15 protein-coding genes and 1 tRNA gene are annotated in these 16,371 nt (G+C 50.8%); 7 read left to right on the forward strand and 9 right to left on the reverse strand.

Going from position 1 to position 16,371, the window contains the following annotated elements:
• Nucleotides 1–106 precede the first annotated feature (106 nt).
• The 3 genes from infC to rplT all read left to right on the forward strand — a co-directional run bounded on the left by infC (nucleotide 107) and on the right by rplT (nucleotide 1,485).
• Nucleotides 107–787, forward strand: a complete 681-nt coding sequence (infC, locus tag J4864_RS01745; RefSeq protein WP_007368457.1) for a translation initiation factor IF-3 — start codon at nucleotides 107–109, stop codon at nucleotides 785–787.
• 116 nt (nucleotides 788–903) lie between these two features.
• Nucleotides 904–1,101 carry a 50S ribosomal protein L35 gene (gene rpmI / locus J4864_RS01750; RefSeq protein ID WP_007368458.1) on the forward strand — a complete coding sequence of 66 codons (198 nt, stop codon included), beginning with the start codon at nucleotides 904–906 and terminating at the stop codon, nucleotides 1,099–1,101.
• 39 nt (nucleotides 1,102–1,140) lie between these two features.
• Entirely contained in the window at nucleotides 1,141–1,485 is a 345-nt protein-coding gene (rplT, locus tag J4864_RS01755; RefSeq protein ID WP_004383393.1) for a 50S ribosomal protein L20, read from the forward strand.
• Between the two features lie 481 nt (nucleotides 1,486–1,966).
• On the opposite strand, the gene hisS is transcribed toward rplT, so the two are convergent.
• From hisS to J4864_RS01770, 3 genes are all read right to left on the reverse strand, one after another.
• Entirely contained in the window at nucleotides 1,967–3,334 is a 1,368-nt protein-coding gene (hisS, locus tag J4864_RS01760; protein ID WP_211814378.1) for a histidine--tRNA ligase, read from the reverse strand.
• A 159-nt stretch (nucleotides 3,335–3,493) separates the two neighbouring features.
• Complete coding sequence (locus J4864_RS01765; protein ID WP_211814379.1) at nucleotides 3,494–4,768, reverse strand: adenylosuccinate synthase; 1,275 nt, start codon at nucleotides 4,766–4,768, stop codon at nucleotides 3,494–3,496.
• Nucleotides 4,769–4,774: 6 nt separating this feature from the next.
• Nucleotides 4,775–5,269, reverse strand: a complete 495-nt coding sequence (locus J4864_RS01770; RefSeq protein WP_007368461.1) for a Fur family transcriptional regulator — start codon at nucleotides 5,267–5,269, stop codon at nucleotides 4,775–4,777.
• Nucleotides 5,270–5,796: 527 nt separating this feature from the next.
• Between J4864_RS01770 and J4864_RS01775 the strand changes: the two genes are divergently transcribed.
• Entirely contained in the window at nucleotides 5,797–6,141 is a 345-nt protein-coding gene (locus J4864_RS01775) for an ISAon1 family transposase N-terminal region protein (protein WP_211813571.1), read from the forward strand.
• A 1-nt stretch (nucleotide 6,142) separates the two neighbouring features.
• Entirely contained in the window at nucleotides 6,143–7,126 is a 984-nt protein-coding gene (locus J4864_RS01780) for an ISAon1 family transposase (RefSeq protein ID WP_449579656.1), read from the forward strand.
• A gap of 158 nt (nucleotides 7,127–7,284) precedes the next feature.
• On the opposite strand, the gene J4864_RS01785 is transcribed toward J4864_RS01780, so the two are convergent.
• The 5 genes from J4864_RS01785 to sppA form a co-directional block, all read right to left on the reverse strand.
• Nucleotides 7,285–7,357: transfer RNA gene (locus J4864_RS01785), tRNA-Phe, on the reverse strand.
• 131 nt (nucleotides 7,358–7,488) lie between these two features.
• Nucleotides 7,489–8,598, reverse strand: coding sequence for a thiamine-phosphate kinase (thiL, locus tag J4864_RS01790; RefSeq protein WP_211814380.1), 1,110 nt, complete (start codon nucleotides 8,596–8,598; stop codon nucleotides 7,489–7,491).
• Nucleotides 8,599–8,792: 194 nt separating this feature from the next.
• Nucleotides 8,793–9,602: a purine-nucleoside phosphorylase gene (locus J4864_RS01795; RefSeq protein WP_211814381.1), complete on the reverse strand. Its 810-nt coding sequence runs from the start codon at nucleotides 9,600–9,602 to the stop codon at nucleotides 8,793–8,795.
• The gene (gene lpxK / locus J4864_RS01800; RefSeq protein ID WP_211814382.1) at nucleotides 9,487–10,665 is read right to left on the reverse strand and encodes a tetraacyldisaccharide 4'-kinase; all 1,179 of its coding nucleotides are present in this window, start codon (nucleotides 10,663–10,665) and stop codon (nucleotides 9,487–9,489) included. The genes J4864_RS01795 and lpxK overlap by 116 nt, the downstream gene beginning before the upstream one ends.
• Before the next feature lie 6 nt (nucleotides 10,666–10,671).
• The gene (sppA, locus tag J4864_RS01805; protein ID WP_211814383.1) at nucleotides 10,672–12,450 is read right to left on the reverse strand and encodes a signal peptide peptidase SppA; all 1,779 of its coding nucleotides are present in this window, start codon (nucleotides 12,448–12,450) and stop codon (nucleotides 10,672–10,674) included.
• A gap of 92 nt (nucleotides 12,451–12,542) precedes the next feature.
• Here sppA and J4864_RS01810 point away from each other — a divergent pair, with 92 nt between their 5' ends.
• A complete protein-coding gene (locus tag J4864_RS01810) occupies nucleotides 12,543–13,610 on the forward strand; it encodes a glycerate kinase (RefSeq protein ID WP_211814384.1) in 1,068 nt (355 codons plus the stop codon).
• A gap of 209 nt (nucleotides 13,611–13,819) precedes the next feature.
• Nucleotides 13,820–15,238 (forward strand): threonine/serine exporter family protein, encoded by a 1,419-nt coding sequence (locus tag J4864_RS01815; RefSeq protein ID WP_211814385.1) that lies wholly within the window; start codon nucleotides 13,820–13,822, stop codon nucleotides 15,236–15,238.
• Nucleotides 15,239–15,609: 371 nt separating this feature from the next.
• On the opposite strand, the gene J4864_RS01820 is transcribed toward J4864_RS01815, so the two are convergent.
• Nucleotides 15,610–16,317: a DNA alkylation repair protein gene (locus J4864_RS01820; protein ID WP_211814386.1), complete on the reverse strand. Its 708-nt coding sequence runs from the start codon at nucleotides 16,315–16,317 to the stop codon at nucleotides 15,610–15,612.
• Between the last annotated feature and the right edge of the window lie 54 nt (nucleotides 16,318–16,371).

The raw sequence follows: 16,371 nt of genomic DNA on the forward strand, positions 1-16,371 counted from the left end.
GAATTTCATTGAGAGAGGTCAAAAATGTAGGTGAAATCTTTGGGTAATCAGATATTTAATAGTAACTTTGCACTCGTTTAGCAAAATCAGACATTAAAATAGTTGAATGAAGAATGACAGAATGAAATTCAAGTACCGCGTGAACGAGCAGATTCGCGTTCGGGAAGTACGTGTGGTTAGCGATGACGGAGCAGAGGTGATGCCGACACGGAAGGCATTGGATCTGGCTCATAAGCAGGGAGTTGACCTTGTGGAGATTTCTCCTAATGCGCAGCCGCCGGTCTGTCGTATCATCGACTATTCTAAATTCCTCTACCAGCAGAAGAAGCATCAGAAAGAGATGAAGCAGAAGCAGGTGAAGCAGGAGGTGAAAGAGATACGTTTCGGTCCCCAGACCGATGAGCATGATTACAATTTCAAGCTCAAGCATGCACAGGAGTTTCTCAATGCAGGGAACAAGGTGCGTGCATACGTCTTCTTCCGCGGCCGTTCCATCCTCTTCAAGGAACAGGGCGAGGTTCTGCTGCTGCGTTTTGCCAATGACCTAGAAGAGCTTGCCAAGGTAGAACAGCTGCCGAAGCTCGAAGGAAAGAAGATGTTTCTCTATCTTGCTCCGAAGAAAGTCGGCATTGTCAAGAAGAGCCAGCAGAAACGCGACCGTGAGGAGGCAGAGGCCGGCGCAAAGGAGGCGACCAAGGCAGAGGATGCGGAAGTAAAGGCAGAGGGCGGATTGTTCGCCAATGCCAAGAACGGTGCAGATGCACTGAAGAAACTGAATATTGACTAACGCCCGTCAGGCAATCTCCCGGCAAGGAGAAAACGGAACGGGCAACCTGTGCGTAACGTCCTGGTATATACGTTGCCACAGATGATGAATAAATAACAATTAAAATTTTAACAAAAATGCCAAAACAGAAGACAAATTCCGGCGCAAAGAAGAGATTCACGTTCACCGGTACTGGTAAGATCAAGCGTCGTCACGCTTTCCACAGTCATATTCTTACCAAGAAGACAAAGAAGCAGAAGAGAAATCTTGTTCACCAGACACTCGTGGATGGTAGCAACCTGAAGCAGGTACGCGATCTGCTTAACCTCCGTTAATTCATTAGTCAAACAACACATTAAAAGGAAAGAAAAACTATGCCAAGATCAGTCAATCATGTTGCTTCCAAAGCAAAGAGAACAAGAATACTGAAGCAGACCAAGGGTTACTATGGTGCCCGCAAGAATGTCTGGACGGTAGCGAAGAACACCTATGAGAAGGGTTTGACTTATGCTTATCGTGACCGCCGCAATAAGAAGCGTAACTTCCGCGCATTGTGGATTCAGCGCATCAACGCTGCTGCACGGCTCTATGATATGAGTTACAGCCAGCTGATGGGTGCGTTACACAAGGCCGGCATCGAGATCAACCGTAAGGTGCTTGCTGATCTCGCTGTCAACAATCAGGAAGCTTTCAAGGCTATTGTTGACAAGGTGAAGTAAATTGATGTCCCCCTCCTTCTTGGGGTGGGGATTTATCATAGACAAAGAGAGCTGTCACGCTGATAGGTGACAGCTCTCTTTTTGGCTGTTAGTGTGTAAGGATTAAAGTTTGCTGCTGAAAGACGTTGTCCACCCTTTATCGTCGATGTTTTTTCTGGAGAGTTAGTGTGAAGCATTAAGTCGTCGCAGCATGACTGTGCGCACTCTAATCGCCGGTATTGCTTTTTGCGGTCAGTGTATAAAGGCTGAATCGCTGCTGGAAGGCAGTATCCATCTTAATCATCGATACTGGTGCAGACAGTCTAATCCGGCCAAGAACAGTCAGAACGGTGTTGTACGGAGATGCCGATGCTGTTTGGGAACAGGCAGGACGGTATTGTACGGAGATGCCCGATGCTGTTTGGACGGCATATAAAAAATGGGGGAGGGCAGTGTCATTCCGATGTGAATGATTCTCCCCTCCCGCCATTTTCATTGACTTTTATTTCTGGGTGATATGCCTGATGAGTTCTTCCGAGGTCATTGATTGCTGCTTACCGGTAGCCATATTCTTCAGTGTAATCTTACCGGCTTCCATCTCGGATTCTCCCGTGAGTGCGACGAAGTTGATGTTCTTGGCATTCGCATAACTCATCTGTTTCTTCATCTTTGCCTTGTCCGGGTACATCTCGGTCCGGATCCCTGCACGCCGGGCAGCGGCGACAACCGGCATGCAGTAGGCGGTCTCCTTCTCTCCGAAATTGATGAAAAGGAGTTGTGTGCCTTGTACGCTCTCCTTCGGATAGAGGTCGAGAGTGTTCAGTACATCGTAGATGCGGTCAGCTCCGAAGCTGATCCCGACGCCTGACAGTCCTGGCATACCGAAGATGCCCGTAAGGTTGTCGTATCGTCCACCACCCGTTATGGAGCCAATTTGTACGTCAAGTGCCTTTACTTCAAAGATGGCTCCTGTGTAATAGTTCAAGCCACGTGCGAGGGTAAGGTCGAGCTGGATTTCATTCTTTAGTCCTGAGGTCTTGAGCATATCAAGAATGAAACGGGTCTCTTCAACGCCTTTCAATCCTGTCTCGCTGTCGGCAAGTACCTTCGCTATGACTTCCAGTTTGTCTTCGTTCGTCCCTTCCAGTCTGATGATGGGCTGCAGTTTTCTGATGGCTTCTTCCGAGATTCCGTTCTCACGCAACTCGGCATTCACATTTTCAAGACCGATTTTGTCCAGTTTGTCGATGGCAACCGTAATGTCTACGATCTTGTTTTTCTCACCCATCACTTCGGCAATTCCCGTGAGAATCTTCCGGTTATTGATTTTGATCTGTACCCGTACGCCAAGTTCTGTGAATACCGTATCGATAATCTGCATCAATTCGACTTCATTCAGCAAGGAGTCGGAACCGACGACATCGGCATCACATTGGTAGAACTCACGATAACGTCCTTTCTGTGGACGATCAGCACGCCACACCGGTTGGATCTGATAGCGTTTGAAAGGGAGCTGTAATTCCTCACGGTGCATCACGACGTAACGTGCGAACGGCACGGTAAGGTCATATCGCAGGCCTTTCTCACAGAGTCTGGTCTGCATCTTGAGCGTATTCCGCTCTTTGAGTTCATCGTCGCTGACGGATTTCAGGTAATCACCGGAATTGAGAATCTTGAAGAGGAGCTTGTCCCCCTCTTCTCCATATTTGCCCATCAGCGTATGCAACGTCTCCATGGCAGGAGTTTCAATCTGTTGAAAGCCATAGAGGGCATATACACGTCTGATAGTGTCGAATATATAGTTTCTTTTGGCCATCTCCTCCGGGCTGAAGTCGCGTGTACCCTTTGGGATGGAAGGTTTGTTTGCCATTTTATGTTTGTTTATGTTACAGGATTGGAATGACAGATAGAGACAGAAAGTAAAGGGGATGATGAGACCCAATAGACCCGGAAGACAGTGACTGTCTGCTCCCAGTCATCCTTGCCCGTCCCTTCCGTTGCCGCTATTTCTCATTTATGATAAGCGGGGTTATAGGATGATCGTCTGTTCTCGGTCAGGCCCAATAGAGATGATTCCGATTCTGGTCTCCAGGAAGTCTTCAAGGAAGGATACATAGTCGCGGAACTCCTGTGGGAACTCGTCTGCGGACTTACACTTCGTCATGTCCTTTTTCCAACCATGAAAATCCTTATAGACAGGCTTTACATTGTCTATCTCATAGGGAAAATCCTTTGTCTGTGTGCCGTCGGGCAACTGATATGCCACGCATGCCTTGATCGTGTCAAAGCTGTCAAGCACATCACTCTTCATCATGATCAATTCAGTGACTCCATCGATCATTACCGAATAGCGGAGTTGGACAAGGTCTATCCAGCCGCATCGCCTCTCACGGCCCGTTACGGCACCGTACTCGTGTCCGAGGTCACGGATCTTCTTGCCGGTTTCATCGAACAGTTCTGTCGGGAACGGTCCCGCCCCCACCCGTGTACAGTAGGCTTTCATGATGCCATAGACATTACCTACCTTGTTAGGCCCGATTCCAAGTCCTGTGCATGCACCGGCGCAAATGGTATTCGAGGAGGTAACAAAAGGATAAGAACCGAAATCGACGTCCAGCATGGTTCCCTGCGCTCCTTCGCAGAGGATGTTCTTCCCGTTTCCCAGCAGCTGGTTTATCTCATGTTCGGAATCCACGAAACGGAACGCCTTCATGTATTCGACACCTTCCATCCAATGTCTCTCCGTTTCCTCGAAGCCTTCAAAGTCCGTCCATCCGAGTGCCGCCAGCATTTTCATGTGCCGTTCCTTGTGCCGGGCGTATTTCCGGTCAAAGTCACAGAGAATATCCCCCACACGCAATCCGTTACGGCTGACTTTGTCCGTATAGGCTGGGCCGATGCCTTTACCGGTTGTACCTACCTTGTTCTTCCCTTTTGCAGCTTCGTATGCACGGTCGAGGATACGGTGTGTCGGCATGATGAGGTGTGCCTTCTTTGAGATATGCAGACGTTCTTTCAAGGGATGACCGCTCTTTTCAAGTTCCTTGGCTTCGTTCATGAAGAGATCAGGAGCCAGTACCACGCCGTTGCCGATGATGTTCACCTTGCCGCCTTGGAAGATTCCTGACGGTATGGAACGCAGGACGTACTTCTGTCCTTCGAACTCCAGTGTATGGCCGGCGTTAGGACCACCCTGGAAACGAGCCACTATGTCGTAGCGTGGTGTGAGCACATCTACGACTTTTCCTTTACCTTCATCACCCCATTGGAGTCCCAACAGGACATCTACTTTACCTGTGTTCATTTGCTTTTATCTATTTTTACCTTGCTTCTGGTTGGAAGACTTGCTTTTCTGACGCGACAAGACCGTCTGACAGCGTGAGCAGATACCGTATATATATAAGGAGAACCCGTCCTTCCGGAATCGATGGAGCTTGGTGTTCCTGATCGCATCAGCAATCTCCGGCGATTCAATTTCCGTAACGGTCCCGCAGACGGTGCAGATCTGATGAATATGGTCTTCATTGTCATAACACGCCTCGTATTTTGTCTGCCCGATGAAACGGTGCCTGATAACAAGGCGCAGCTCGATGAAGAGCCGCATCGTATTGTACAGTGTCGCACGGGAGACACGGAAATTCCTTGTCTCAAGTTCTAAGCCAAGCTCATCGAGAGAGAAGTGTCCTCTCATATCATACACCGCATCCAGGATCGCATACCGTTCTGCTGTTTTGCGATGATTGTTCGCTTCGAGGTATTCATCCAGAATATCCCGAACTTTTTTTTTGACTATATCTTTAGTCACCGTTAACTGATTAAATTCGCACAAAGTTACCAATTTTAAATGATATAATGAGAGTCTGGTAACAAAAAAAAGTTAAGGGCGGCTCTAAATACCACCTTTGTAAAAATCACCTTTGATATTCTTACTGCTGTCCGGTGGACATCTTTCGTATAAGTAAGGTCAACAGTCTTTTACTGATAGCGAAAGGAATGAACCTGCCCGTCTCCCGATGTGTAGATGTCTGACACCGATCGTGCTGTCGGCGGGCACCGGTCGTGCCGAGGGTTCGCACGCTTGCAATGGGTAGGCGGTATGCGGACTGTCAGCAGTGAGAGAAGTGCCGTACTGCCGAAAGTCAACGTATCATATTTGGATGAAAGCGAGCGGTCTGTTTTTCGTCATGGAGCTTTAGCGGGCGGGTGTACTGAAAGATGGACTTACCGGGTCTGCCGTTTTCTCTCCTCCTTTTCTTGGGTCAGTCCTAAAACCCAGTTGCAAGCCTATACTCTTAAGCACATAATTCCATAAGTATTTATTACCTTTGCATCATGAAGAGTGACCAACTATTACGTTGCATCTTTCCAGATGTACTTGCCGACTACTTTGATGTTGTCGATATTCAAGAGAGTGTTTCCCAGTTTGACTTTTGGCTTGACGAGCGTAACTTTATGGAAAAGTCAGACCATAAGCTAGGCACTGTAAGCAGTTATGGTTTTACCAGCGAGCGTGTAATTCAGGACTTTCCTCTTCGTGGCAAAGCCGTCTATCTCCATGTTCGCCGTCGCAAGTGGCGTGACAGTTCCAACGGAGAGATATTTACTTATTCATATGATGACTTGACGGCCGAGGGCAGTAAACTATCCCCCGAGTTCGTTTCTTTTTTAAAAGAATAGAATTGAGTCCACTGCAGAGAGCATCGCAAGCATCGGTGCGCACTATGGCGTAAATGGCAAGCAGTTATCCACACAGTACAAGGAACATTTCAGTGATTATCGTAGCTGGGACCAGTTGGGGCATGCTCAAGACTGGCTATTGTTTGAAGATAACATAGGTGAGAACCTAAGTATTGATGAGACCTGTCTAAGCAGTGGCGAGGTTTATACTTTTCTGACCAACAAGGCGGGAAAGGGCAGAAAAGGGACTTTGGTAGCTGTGGTTAAAGGGACCAAGGCAGAGGACGTCATCCAGGTTCTCAAGACGATAAACCTTTCTAAACGAAAGACAGTCAAGGAGATAACACTCGATTTATCATCTTCTATGATGCGCATAGCCCGCTCTGTTTTTCCAAAAGCACTTATTACCAATGACAGATTTCATGTGCAGAAACTATATTATGATGCTCTGGATGACATGCGTATTGCTTACCGATGGATGGCAAGAGATAAAGAGAATGAGGAGATAAAAGAAGCTAAAAGTAAGGGTAAGGAATATATACCATTTAGATACAGCAATGGTGACACGCGCAAGCAGTTGCTCGCCAGAGCAAAGTTCATATTGACCAAGCACAAGACCAAGTGGACTGAAACACAGAAAGGTAGGGCGGAAATCATCTTTGAACATTATCCGACACTGAAAAAGGCATATGATTTGGCTATGAAACTTACCGACATTTATAACATCAAGAGCATCAAGGATGCTGCAAGGCTGAAGCTGGCAAAATGGTTTAATGAGGTTGAAGAGCTGGGAGTGGACAATTTCTACACAGTGATTGACACGTTTGAAAATCATTATCAAACCATACTCAATTTCTTTGTAAACAGAGCTACGAATGCAAATGCCGAGTCATTCAATGCTAAGGTTAAGGCATTCAGGGCACAGTTCAGAGGAGTTACAGATATTCCTTTCTTTTTATATAGGCTTATGAAATTGTGTGCTTAAGAGTATAGGCTTGCAACTGGGTTTTAGGACTGACCCCTTTTCTTTCTACTGAGCCCTTTCTTCCCTGCATCTTCAACGACGGACACCTCGTCCCATCGAGGCTCCCTGAAAACAAAAAGAGCGGCCTCTTTCGAGAACCGCCCTGATGAAAGGAGGAGTGGTACCACCAGGAATCGAACCGGGGACACAAGGATTTTCAGTCCTTTGCTCTACCAACTGAGCTATGGCACCATCATTTTTTGCAATCATCATCGTGTTTTCAGCACCATTTCTGAATTGCGATGCAAAGGTAGTATATTAATTTTACCCTGCCAAATTATCTGCAAGATTTTTCATATCGTTTGCACTCATTAACGTGTTTCTTAATTTTCCTTTAAACGCCATCCCTGTGCTTTCAATTCAAATTCATTGCCGTCACGAGTGATGAGGAATGTACCCAGATTCTCCTTGGTGATGTAGCCTATCTGTCTGATATTCTCCATCTTTTCTATCTTCTCATGATCCCCTATGGGTACGGTGAATAGAAGTTCATAATCCTCGCCGCCGTTCAGGGCTGCCGTTGTGAGATTCATATTGAACTCCTCGCAGGTGGCTGCTGTCTGGTAGTCAATGGGAATGTTCTTTTCATAGATTCTGCACCCGCAGTGGCTTTGTTTGCAGATATGTTTCAACTCGCTTGCCAGTCCATCCGAGATGTCTATCATAGCCGTCGGGTGTATCCCGGCCTCACGGAGCTGGTTGAGAATGTCGCCGCGTGCCTCGGGCTTCAGCTGCCGGTCTATGAGATACTCTTTCCCCGCAAAGTCAGGTTGGAAATCTTCGATGGCAGCACGTTCCTTTTGCAGTGCCTCGAGCTGCTTCTGCTCTTTGTTGCGTTGTGCCTCCTTTACCTTTCTGTTGAATTCCTCCACCTGCTGGTAATATACGGTCTTCTCACGCTCGAGGATCTGCAGACCCATATAAGCCGACCCAAGGTCGCCTGTCACGCAGATAAGGTCGGTCTCATGCGCTCCGCTTCGGTAGACGATGTCCGCCTTGGCTGCTTCGCCGATACAGGTGAGGCTGATGGCGAGTCCCGTATAGGATGAGGTCGTATCACCGCCTGCAATATCTACCTCCCATTTGCCGCAGGCTTTCTTCAGCCCGCTGTAAAACCGGTCGATGTCTTCGACTTTGAAGCGTTTGCCAAGGCCTAAAGACACGACCAGCTGACGTGGATGGCCGTTCATGGCAAAGATATTGCTCATCGTTATCATAGCTGCCTTATAGGCGAGGTGCTCCATGTCAATGTAGGTCAGGTCGAACTGCACCCCCTCCATGAACATCTGTGAAGAGACGAGGGTCTCAGTGTCTGTATAGTGGAGAACGGCGGCATCGTCGCCGGATCCCTTCACCGTTGAGCTGTTGACAGGCTTTATATCCTTTGTGAGGTGGTCGATGAAATCAAATTCACCGAGTTCTTTTATTTCCATTGAATGCAAATAGCTTTGTGAATTTTTCTGGCGGAAGACATACATCTTACCGGCTTTTCCGTTTCCGTAATCCCTCTTCCACGACATGGAAGGAGGTTCGGGCGGATTCTGTCTCCGCAGTCCTGTCTTCTTGGACATAGGAGGCGGGAGTCAAGATGTACGTCTGCCAGTGCCTGTATGGGACTGTCTCTTTGTCAGGAGCGTTTGATCATCTCGCGCATTATCTCTGTCATGCGGGGCTGCGCGGCGTTGGCAGCCTCCTGTACCTCTTCGTGGCTGACTTTGACAGGTACGTCGAATCCGCCGAGATCGGTGATGACACTGACACCGAACACCTTGATGCCGCTGTGCCGGGCTACGATGACTTCAGGCACGGTACTCATCCCGACAGCATCCGCTCCCATCTTGTGATACATACGGTATTCGGCCGGGGTCTCGAAGGTCGGGCCTTGTACGCCCATGTAGACACCGTGCATCACCCGGATGTTCTTTTCCTTTGCAATTTCATCGGCCAGTGCCACCAGTTTATGATCGTATGCCTCGTGCATGTCCGGGAATCGGGGGCCTGTCGGGAAGTTGTGTCCTCGCAGCGGATGTTCCGGGAACATATTGATATGGTCGGTGATGATCATCAGGTCGCCGATTCTGAACTCCGGATTCATGCCCCCTGAAGCGTTGGAGACGAAGAGGGTCGTAATGCCTAACTCATACATTATCCGGATCGGGAAAGTGACCTCTTTCATACCATATCCTTCATAGAAATGGAAGCGTCCTTCCATGGCCATGATGTCCTTGTCACCGAGCTTTCCGAAGATCAGCTTGCCGGCATGTCCCTCTACGGTCGAGACAGGAAAGTTGGGTATGTCTTGATAGGGAAACTCATAACTGTCAGTTATCTCTGAAGCTAATTGTCCGAGGCCTGTACCCAGAATGATTGCCGTCTTTGGACTTGTGGTCATCCTCTCTTTTAGCCAAGATGCTGTTTCTTGAATTTTTGCGTACATAGGATATTATTTTTTGGTTGAATGTCTCCTCCTTGCCAAGCATGAAACTTACTTTGATCGGGAGGGCATAAATGTTTTCTCTTACGCTGTCAGACAGTGTCTCCACGTCAACAAGCCGTGCCTGGTCCTTCTCGGTGGTGATGACCATCTTGGGTTCTGCCATGCCGGCGAAGGTCTCGTTGATGCGTCTGATGTCTTTTGCCGTAAAGGCATGGTGGTCGGGGAACGAAAGCGTAGTCAGTGCATTGTTTCCGGCATAGGTGTTAATATCCGTCTCCAGCTGCCCCGGTGAGGCTATTCCCGTAAGCAGGAGGACATTCTTCCCCCTGATCTCGGTCAGCGGGACATGCTGCCCTTGGACGAAGATCGGCTCAAGCGCGCAATACTCCAGGGTGGTGAAGTACAGCTGCTGGAAAGGATAAAGCTCCATTGCCTTGCTCAGCACCCGGTAGTCTATCGGATTGAGGCTCCTGGGACATTTGGTGATGATGACGATGTCGGCGCGGTGTTTGCCGGACAACGGTTCACGCAGCCTCCCTGCCGGGAGGAGCTTGTCGTAGATGATCAGCCGGTGATAGTCTACCAGCAGGATATTGATGCCGGGCTGTACATAGCGATGCTGGAAAGCATCATCCAGAAGAATGACATCCGTGTCCTTTGTCGTTTCGTCAGATGTAAGCCGGTCGATTCCCTCGCATCGGTTCTTGTCTACGGCCACACGTATGTCGGGGAATTTCATCTTCATCTGATAAGGCTCGTCCCCTATTTCACGCATAGGGGTCTCTTTGTCCGCCAGCACATAGCCATGGCTTTTCCGCTTGTATCCACGTGAGAGCACCGCTACCTTCATCTTGTCTTTCAGCAGCCGGATCAGATATTCCACATGGGGGGTCTTTCCGGATCCTCCCACGGTGATGTTGCCGACGGAAATGACCGGGATGTCAAACCGTCTGGTCTTGAGGATGTTCAGCTCGAACAGCTCGTTGCGGATGATGACGGCAAGCCCGTAAAGCCAGCTGAGCGGCAGCAGCCATCTGTGTATCTTGATAGGGTCTCCTTCCATATTCGGTTAGTGGATGTTTGGGAAATAGGGCAGGCGTGCCTGGATGGCGCTCTGGTGGTTGAGCGTCTTCAGCAGGGAGAATGGTTCGTAATAGTCGCCCAGATTCGCCCGCAGCTGTTCGCTGAGGTAATTGTCCGGTTTTGTCTGTTCCAGCAGCTGCTCGAGGAACCCCGGCTCCTCCGGATAAACGCAGGTGCTGTAGCCGGTCAGCTTGGCAAGCCGTACCGCCTTGGCAATCGCGGTGTCCAGACCGCCGAGCTGGTCCACGAGGCCGATTTTCTGCGCATCCTGTCCTGTATAGACATGCCCCTGGGCGATCTTCTCGACCTGACTGTCGGTCATCTTTCGTCCTTCCGCCACGCGATGGCGGAAGAGTCTGTATCCACGGTTGACATACTGAGTGAGATATGCCATCTCATCTTCCGTGAAGGGACGTGCCTGCGTGCCGAAGCCGGCGTACTTGTTGGTTTTCACCTCATCGAATCTTACGCCTAATTTCTCTGCAAACAGGCTGCTTGCATCAGGGAACATTCCGAAGATTCCGATCGAGCCGGTGAGGGTAGTAGGCTCGGCGACAATCCAGTCTGCCGGAGCCGACATGTAATAGGCTCCTGATGCCGCCATGCCTCCCATGCTGACGACTACCGGCTTCTTTTTCTTCAGTTCCATGATCTGGTGCCATATCTGCTCTGAAGCATAAGCGGAGCCGCCTCCTGAATTGACCCGCAGTACGACGGCTTTTATCTCTTTGTCTTCCGCCAGTTCCTCCAGATCTTTGCATACCTTCTGTGCATCAATCTTGTGGTTCTGTGCGAACATGCCGCCTACGGCACCGTCGACAATGTCACCGTAGGCATAGTAAACGGCGATCTGGCTGTCCCCGTCGTCCAGTGTTTCGTCTTCTGCATTCTGCAGGTCGGCGACGGTGACCTGCTCGATAGCATCATCGGACTTAAGTCCCAGCCGCTTTTTCACGATCCCTTTCATCTGGTCCGTGTAAACCAGTCCGTCTACGAGTTTCAGCTTCACGTATGTTTCCGGTGCGGCAAAGGTAATCATGCTGTCGGCATACGCATTCAGCTGCGCTGTGGACAGCCGCCTGCTTGCCCCCACTTCCTTCGTTATGTTTCCCCATATACTGTTCAGGTAGGCGGATGTCTGTTCACGGTTTGCTGCACTCATTCTGTCGCCTGTAAACATCTCGGTGGCACTCTTGTACGCACCGACCTTCACCACCTGCATCTTCACGCCGACCTTTGCCAGAAGGTCCTTTACGAAGACCGGCTGGGACGACAGTCCATGCCAGTCGATCTGCCCCTGCGGATTCAGGTAGACCTTGTCGGCGGCAGAAGCCAGATAATAGGTGCCCTGTGTGTAGGTGTCTCCGTATGCGACAATCCATTTCCCGCTCTTCTTGAAGTCGAGCAGGGCATTCCGCAGTGCCTGCATCGAAGCGTACGAATCGGCGGCGAAGGCGCCGGCTTCGATATAGATTCCTTTGACGTTGTTGTTGTCTTTGGCTTTGTGGATGCCTTCGAGCAGGTTGTCAAGCCCGATGCTGCTTGTAGCATTGCCTTGCAGTTGACCGAAGAAGTTGTCTTCGCCTCGCTCTGCCAGCTGTCCCGACAGGTTCAGGACAAGCACGGAGTTGTCCTCTATTTTCTCTGTGGAATCCTGCATTGCAATCATGCCTGCGATGGTGATAAGTGCAAAGAAGCCTGCGACGATACCGAAGAGGAGCGTTCCCACGAATGAAGCGAAAACAAACTTGAAAAACTGTTTCATATAGGCATCTAATTATGTTTTTCGTGCAAAGATATATATAATAGATGTAAAATCCAAATAATTCAAGATTTCTTAATAACTTTGCGGCCGTTATGAGACGTGTCGTTTTAGCTATTGATAGTTTCAAAGGCTGTCTCTCCTCTGCCGAGGCGGAGACCGCTGCCGAGTCCGGGATCAGAGAGCGATGGCGGGAGACCGAGGTGGTCAAGGTGCCGGTTACGGATGGAGGGGACGGGATGACGGAAGTCTTCTCCCGTCTTTTAGACTGCAAGACCATCGCTGTCGACTGCCACGATGCACTCATGCGTCCTGTCCGTGCCTCTTATGCTGTGAGTACGGATGACACCGTCATCCTCGAGACGGCTGCAGCCTGTGGCATCGGACTTCTCAAGCCGCAGGAGCTGAACCCGTTGCGCGCGACCTCTTATGGAGTAGGTGAACTGCTCTCCCATGCTCTTCGGAAGGGGTACAGCCGGTTCATCATCGGACTGGGCGGGTCGGCGACAAGCGACTGCGGGCTGGGGATGCTGGCGGCGCTGAAGGATACGCTCGGGGAAGACTGGCCTGCCGCACTTCCGCAGCACCTTGATGTGACATTGGCTTCCGATGTAGACAATCCGCTCTTCGGGGAGCAGGGGGCGGCCACAGTGTTCGGTCCGCAGAAAGGGGCAACTCCGGAAATGATAGCCTGCCTGGATCGTCGTGCACGCACATTCGCCCGCATGGCGGCGGCCCGTCAGGGCTTCGACCGGTCCACGGAGCGGGGAGCCGGTGCTGCCGGCGGACTGGGCTATGCCTTCCTGCAGTTCATGAATGCAAAGATCAGGTCAGGTGCCGGCCTCCTGCTGGAGACCGCCGGCTTCGGTACGCTGATAGACGGGGCAGATCTCATCGTGACAGGGGAGGGAAGTGCGGATGCCCAGACCTTGATGGGGAAGATCCCCGCCTGCGTGCTGCAATACGGCATCCGCAAGGGTATTCCCGTCGTGCTGATAGCCGGGAGAGTGACGGACGCAGCAGCTCTGGTCGGGGCCGGTTTCGCGCAGGTGCTGTGTATCACCCCGCCGGATATGCCGCTTGCCGATGCGATGGATCCGGTACTCGCAAAAGCGAATATCCGCAGGACATTGGCGGAATGTGACTTTAGCCTGTCGGCATAGAACTGCATGAACGGGACGGGAGGGACAAGTCGCTTTCTCCACACGGGATGCTGATCCCGGTGTCTCCGTAACAGAAAAACTTGCGAGTCCGCATCCCTTCGTCACGTGAAAAGTTGGAGCAAGGCACTGATTTGTTGCAGGGTAATTTTCCCATGTGGGTAATTAATCGTAACTTTGCAGACGTTTATTAAGCTAAAGATTGTTATTTTATGGACGAGAATCAGATGGTATCTTCCAAGAAGATCCTTCGCAGGAAACTTGATCTACTCCTAAGAACAGGTCAGATTCTTATGGAGAGCTCGGCAGACACGAGCCGTGTGAAACGTAATATGGAACGTACGGCGGCTTACCTTGGGCTGCCCAAGGAAAATCTGCACATGGATGTCGGTTATTACATCCTTCAGGTGAATGTGAGTGACGAGACACACAGCTTCTCGAAGATGCAACGCTGTGACAAGCACGTAATCAACATGCTTGCCATTCAGGAAATCTCGAAACTTTCGTGGCGCGCCATCCAGGAAGATTATTCTCTGGACAGATATGAAGAAGAACTTGAGAAGATTGCGCACGGCAGACATTATTATACAGACTGGATGATCGCCGTCGGCGCCGGCTTTGCCTGCGGCGGCTTCTGCATCCAGTTCGGCTGCGACTGGACGGCGTTCTTCTATGCCTCCCTTGCTGCCATCTTGGGCAACCGTCTGCGGATGTACCTGAACCATTCCGGTTCCAACGTCTATGCCAATTTTGCAATCGCCGCTTTCGTCAGCACGATTCTGGCATGGCTGTCGTCTTATCTGTCGTCCCCATCTGTCCAGGCGGCATTACCTGCGTTCCTGCGCCCGATTCTGTACAGTTCCACCCCTTGGCATCCGCTGCTTGCCTGTGCGCTTTACATTGTCCCGGGAGTTCCTTTGATCAATGCCGTCAACGACCTGCTGGACAACTACATCAATACAGGTCTTGTCCGGGCGATGAACACGCTGCTCATCGTGGTCTCCATGGCTTTCGGCATTGCGATCGCCATCAAGTGCGGCAGCATTGACAACTTTGTCAAGGACTTGTCGATGACGCCTCACCATAATTTCATAGAGTATGCCGTTGCGGCAGCCATATCGGCTATGGGCTTTGCGACCATTTACAACATTCCCTACCGGCTGATGCCGTGGATAGCCATCGGGGGAATCATCTGCGTCTGCTCCCGCAACTTCATCAATCTCGGACCGGAGACAGGCAATATCGGTCTGGGGCTGGGTCTGATCGTAGGCTCACTTTGCGGATCAGCCCTGATTTCGCTGATCAACATCAAGGCCGTACACTTCCTCCATACACCGCATCAGTGCATCACGATACCGGCTGTCATCCCGATTGTCCCGGGTGTGTTGATGTATCGTGCTCTTTACGGGCTCATCGAGATGCAGGGTGTCATCGGTGAAGTGACATTTGCCGTACTCAATGCCATCAACGGCTCTCTGGTATTGCTTTGCATTGCCCTCGGCGTAGCCATTCCGAACATCTTCGGGCGCAAATGGATTGCCCCCCACCGCAGAGCCAAGCTGGCACGTCTGATCGAAGAACGCCGCCAGCGTGGCAAGTTCGTCGACCTGCACAACTTCATGGTGGAGTAGGGAGGCGCCCGGAAACGGACGGCGGATGTGATTGCCACGGATGCTTTTCTGCCTTTCAGGCGGGCGGCCCCGGCTTCTTGCTTGAAAGGACGCGGCGGATCCGTGCAGCCGGGGAGGAGGCTGCGGTGGCTGCCTGAAAACAAAAGAGGAAAATAGATCCGGCAGGTGCGCATAGGGCCGGAACGGCAACGTGCATTTCCGGAAACAACATAGACCGGCAGGGATACATGAAAGATGTGTCTCTGCTTTTTTTTGTCCCGCCCGCTGGGAATCCTGTTCCCGACGGCCGGGAATCCTGTTCCCGACCGGTTGGGAACAGCAGTACCAGGCCTTGGGAACCGCCGTACCGCTGTGCTGGCATCAGCCGGGTCTTACACGCGCTGCATGATCACGGCGCGCTCTTCAGGGCTGAACTTCTCGATGGCATAGCGCAGCATGGTGCGCGGCATGTCCGCACGGTGCCCGAGAACATATCCGTAGAGACGTTCCGGATCGCGTTTGCCGGCCTCACGGAGCATCCAGCCGATGGCTTTGTGCATGAGGTCGTGCGGGTGGTGCATCATCAGGTCGCTCAGTGCATACGTGTTTTCCAGTTCGCCCTTGCGTATGAAGGCGTACGTGGAGACGATGGCAATGCGGTTGTCCCATAGCAGTGGACTTTGGGACAGCCGGTAAAGAATGTCACGTGACTTGTCGAGCAGGTATTCCCCTACGAGGAAGCGGCAGGAGAGGTCGACGAGGTCCCAGTTGTTGATCCGTTCGGTCAGCGAGAGATAGAGGTCGAAAAGCCGGCGGCGTAAGCCGTCGTCTTTCTTTTTGCTTTTTTCCACCATGACCAGCAGGGCACACAGTCTTACCTCATGCCATTCCGACTGCATCAGTTCCCGGATTTCGTCCAGTGCAATGTCCTTGTGCCGTCTTGCCACGGACCGTATATCCGGTACTGTCACCCCTAAGAAGCGGTCGCCTTCGCCATATTCGCCTTTTCCTGCCTTGAAGAATCTCGGGAAGATCTCCCGCTTTTCAGGATTGGACAAGTGTTGAAGTTCTGTTGAAATCTTTTCTGTAATAGACATCATATTTCCTTTCGATTCTGTTCTTTCTGTTGCAAATTTAGATAAAGTTCCCAAACT

Source organism: Prevotella multiformis, assembly GCF_018127985.1.
Classification (GTDB): Bacteria; Bacteroidota; Bacteroidia; order Bacteroidales; family Bacteroidaceae; genus Prevotella; species Prevotella multiformis.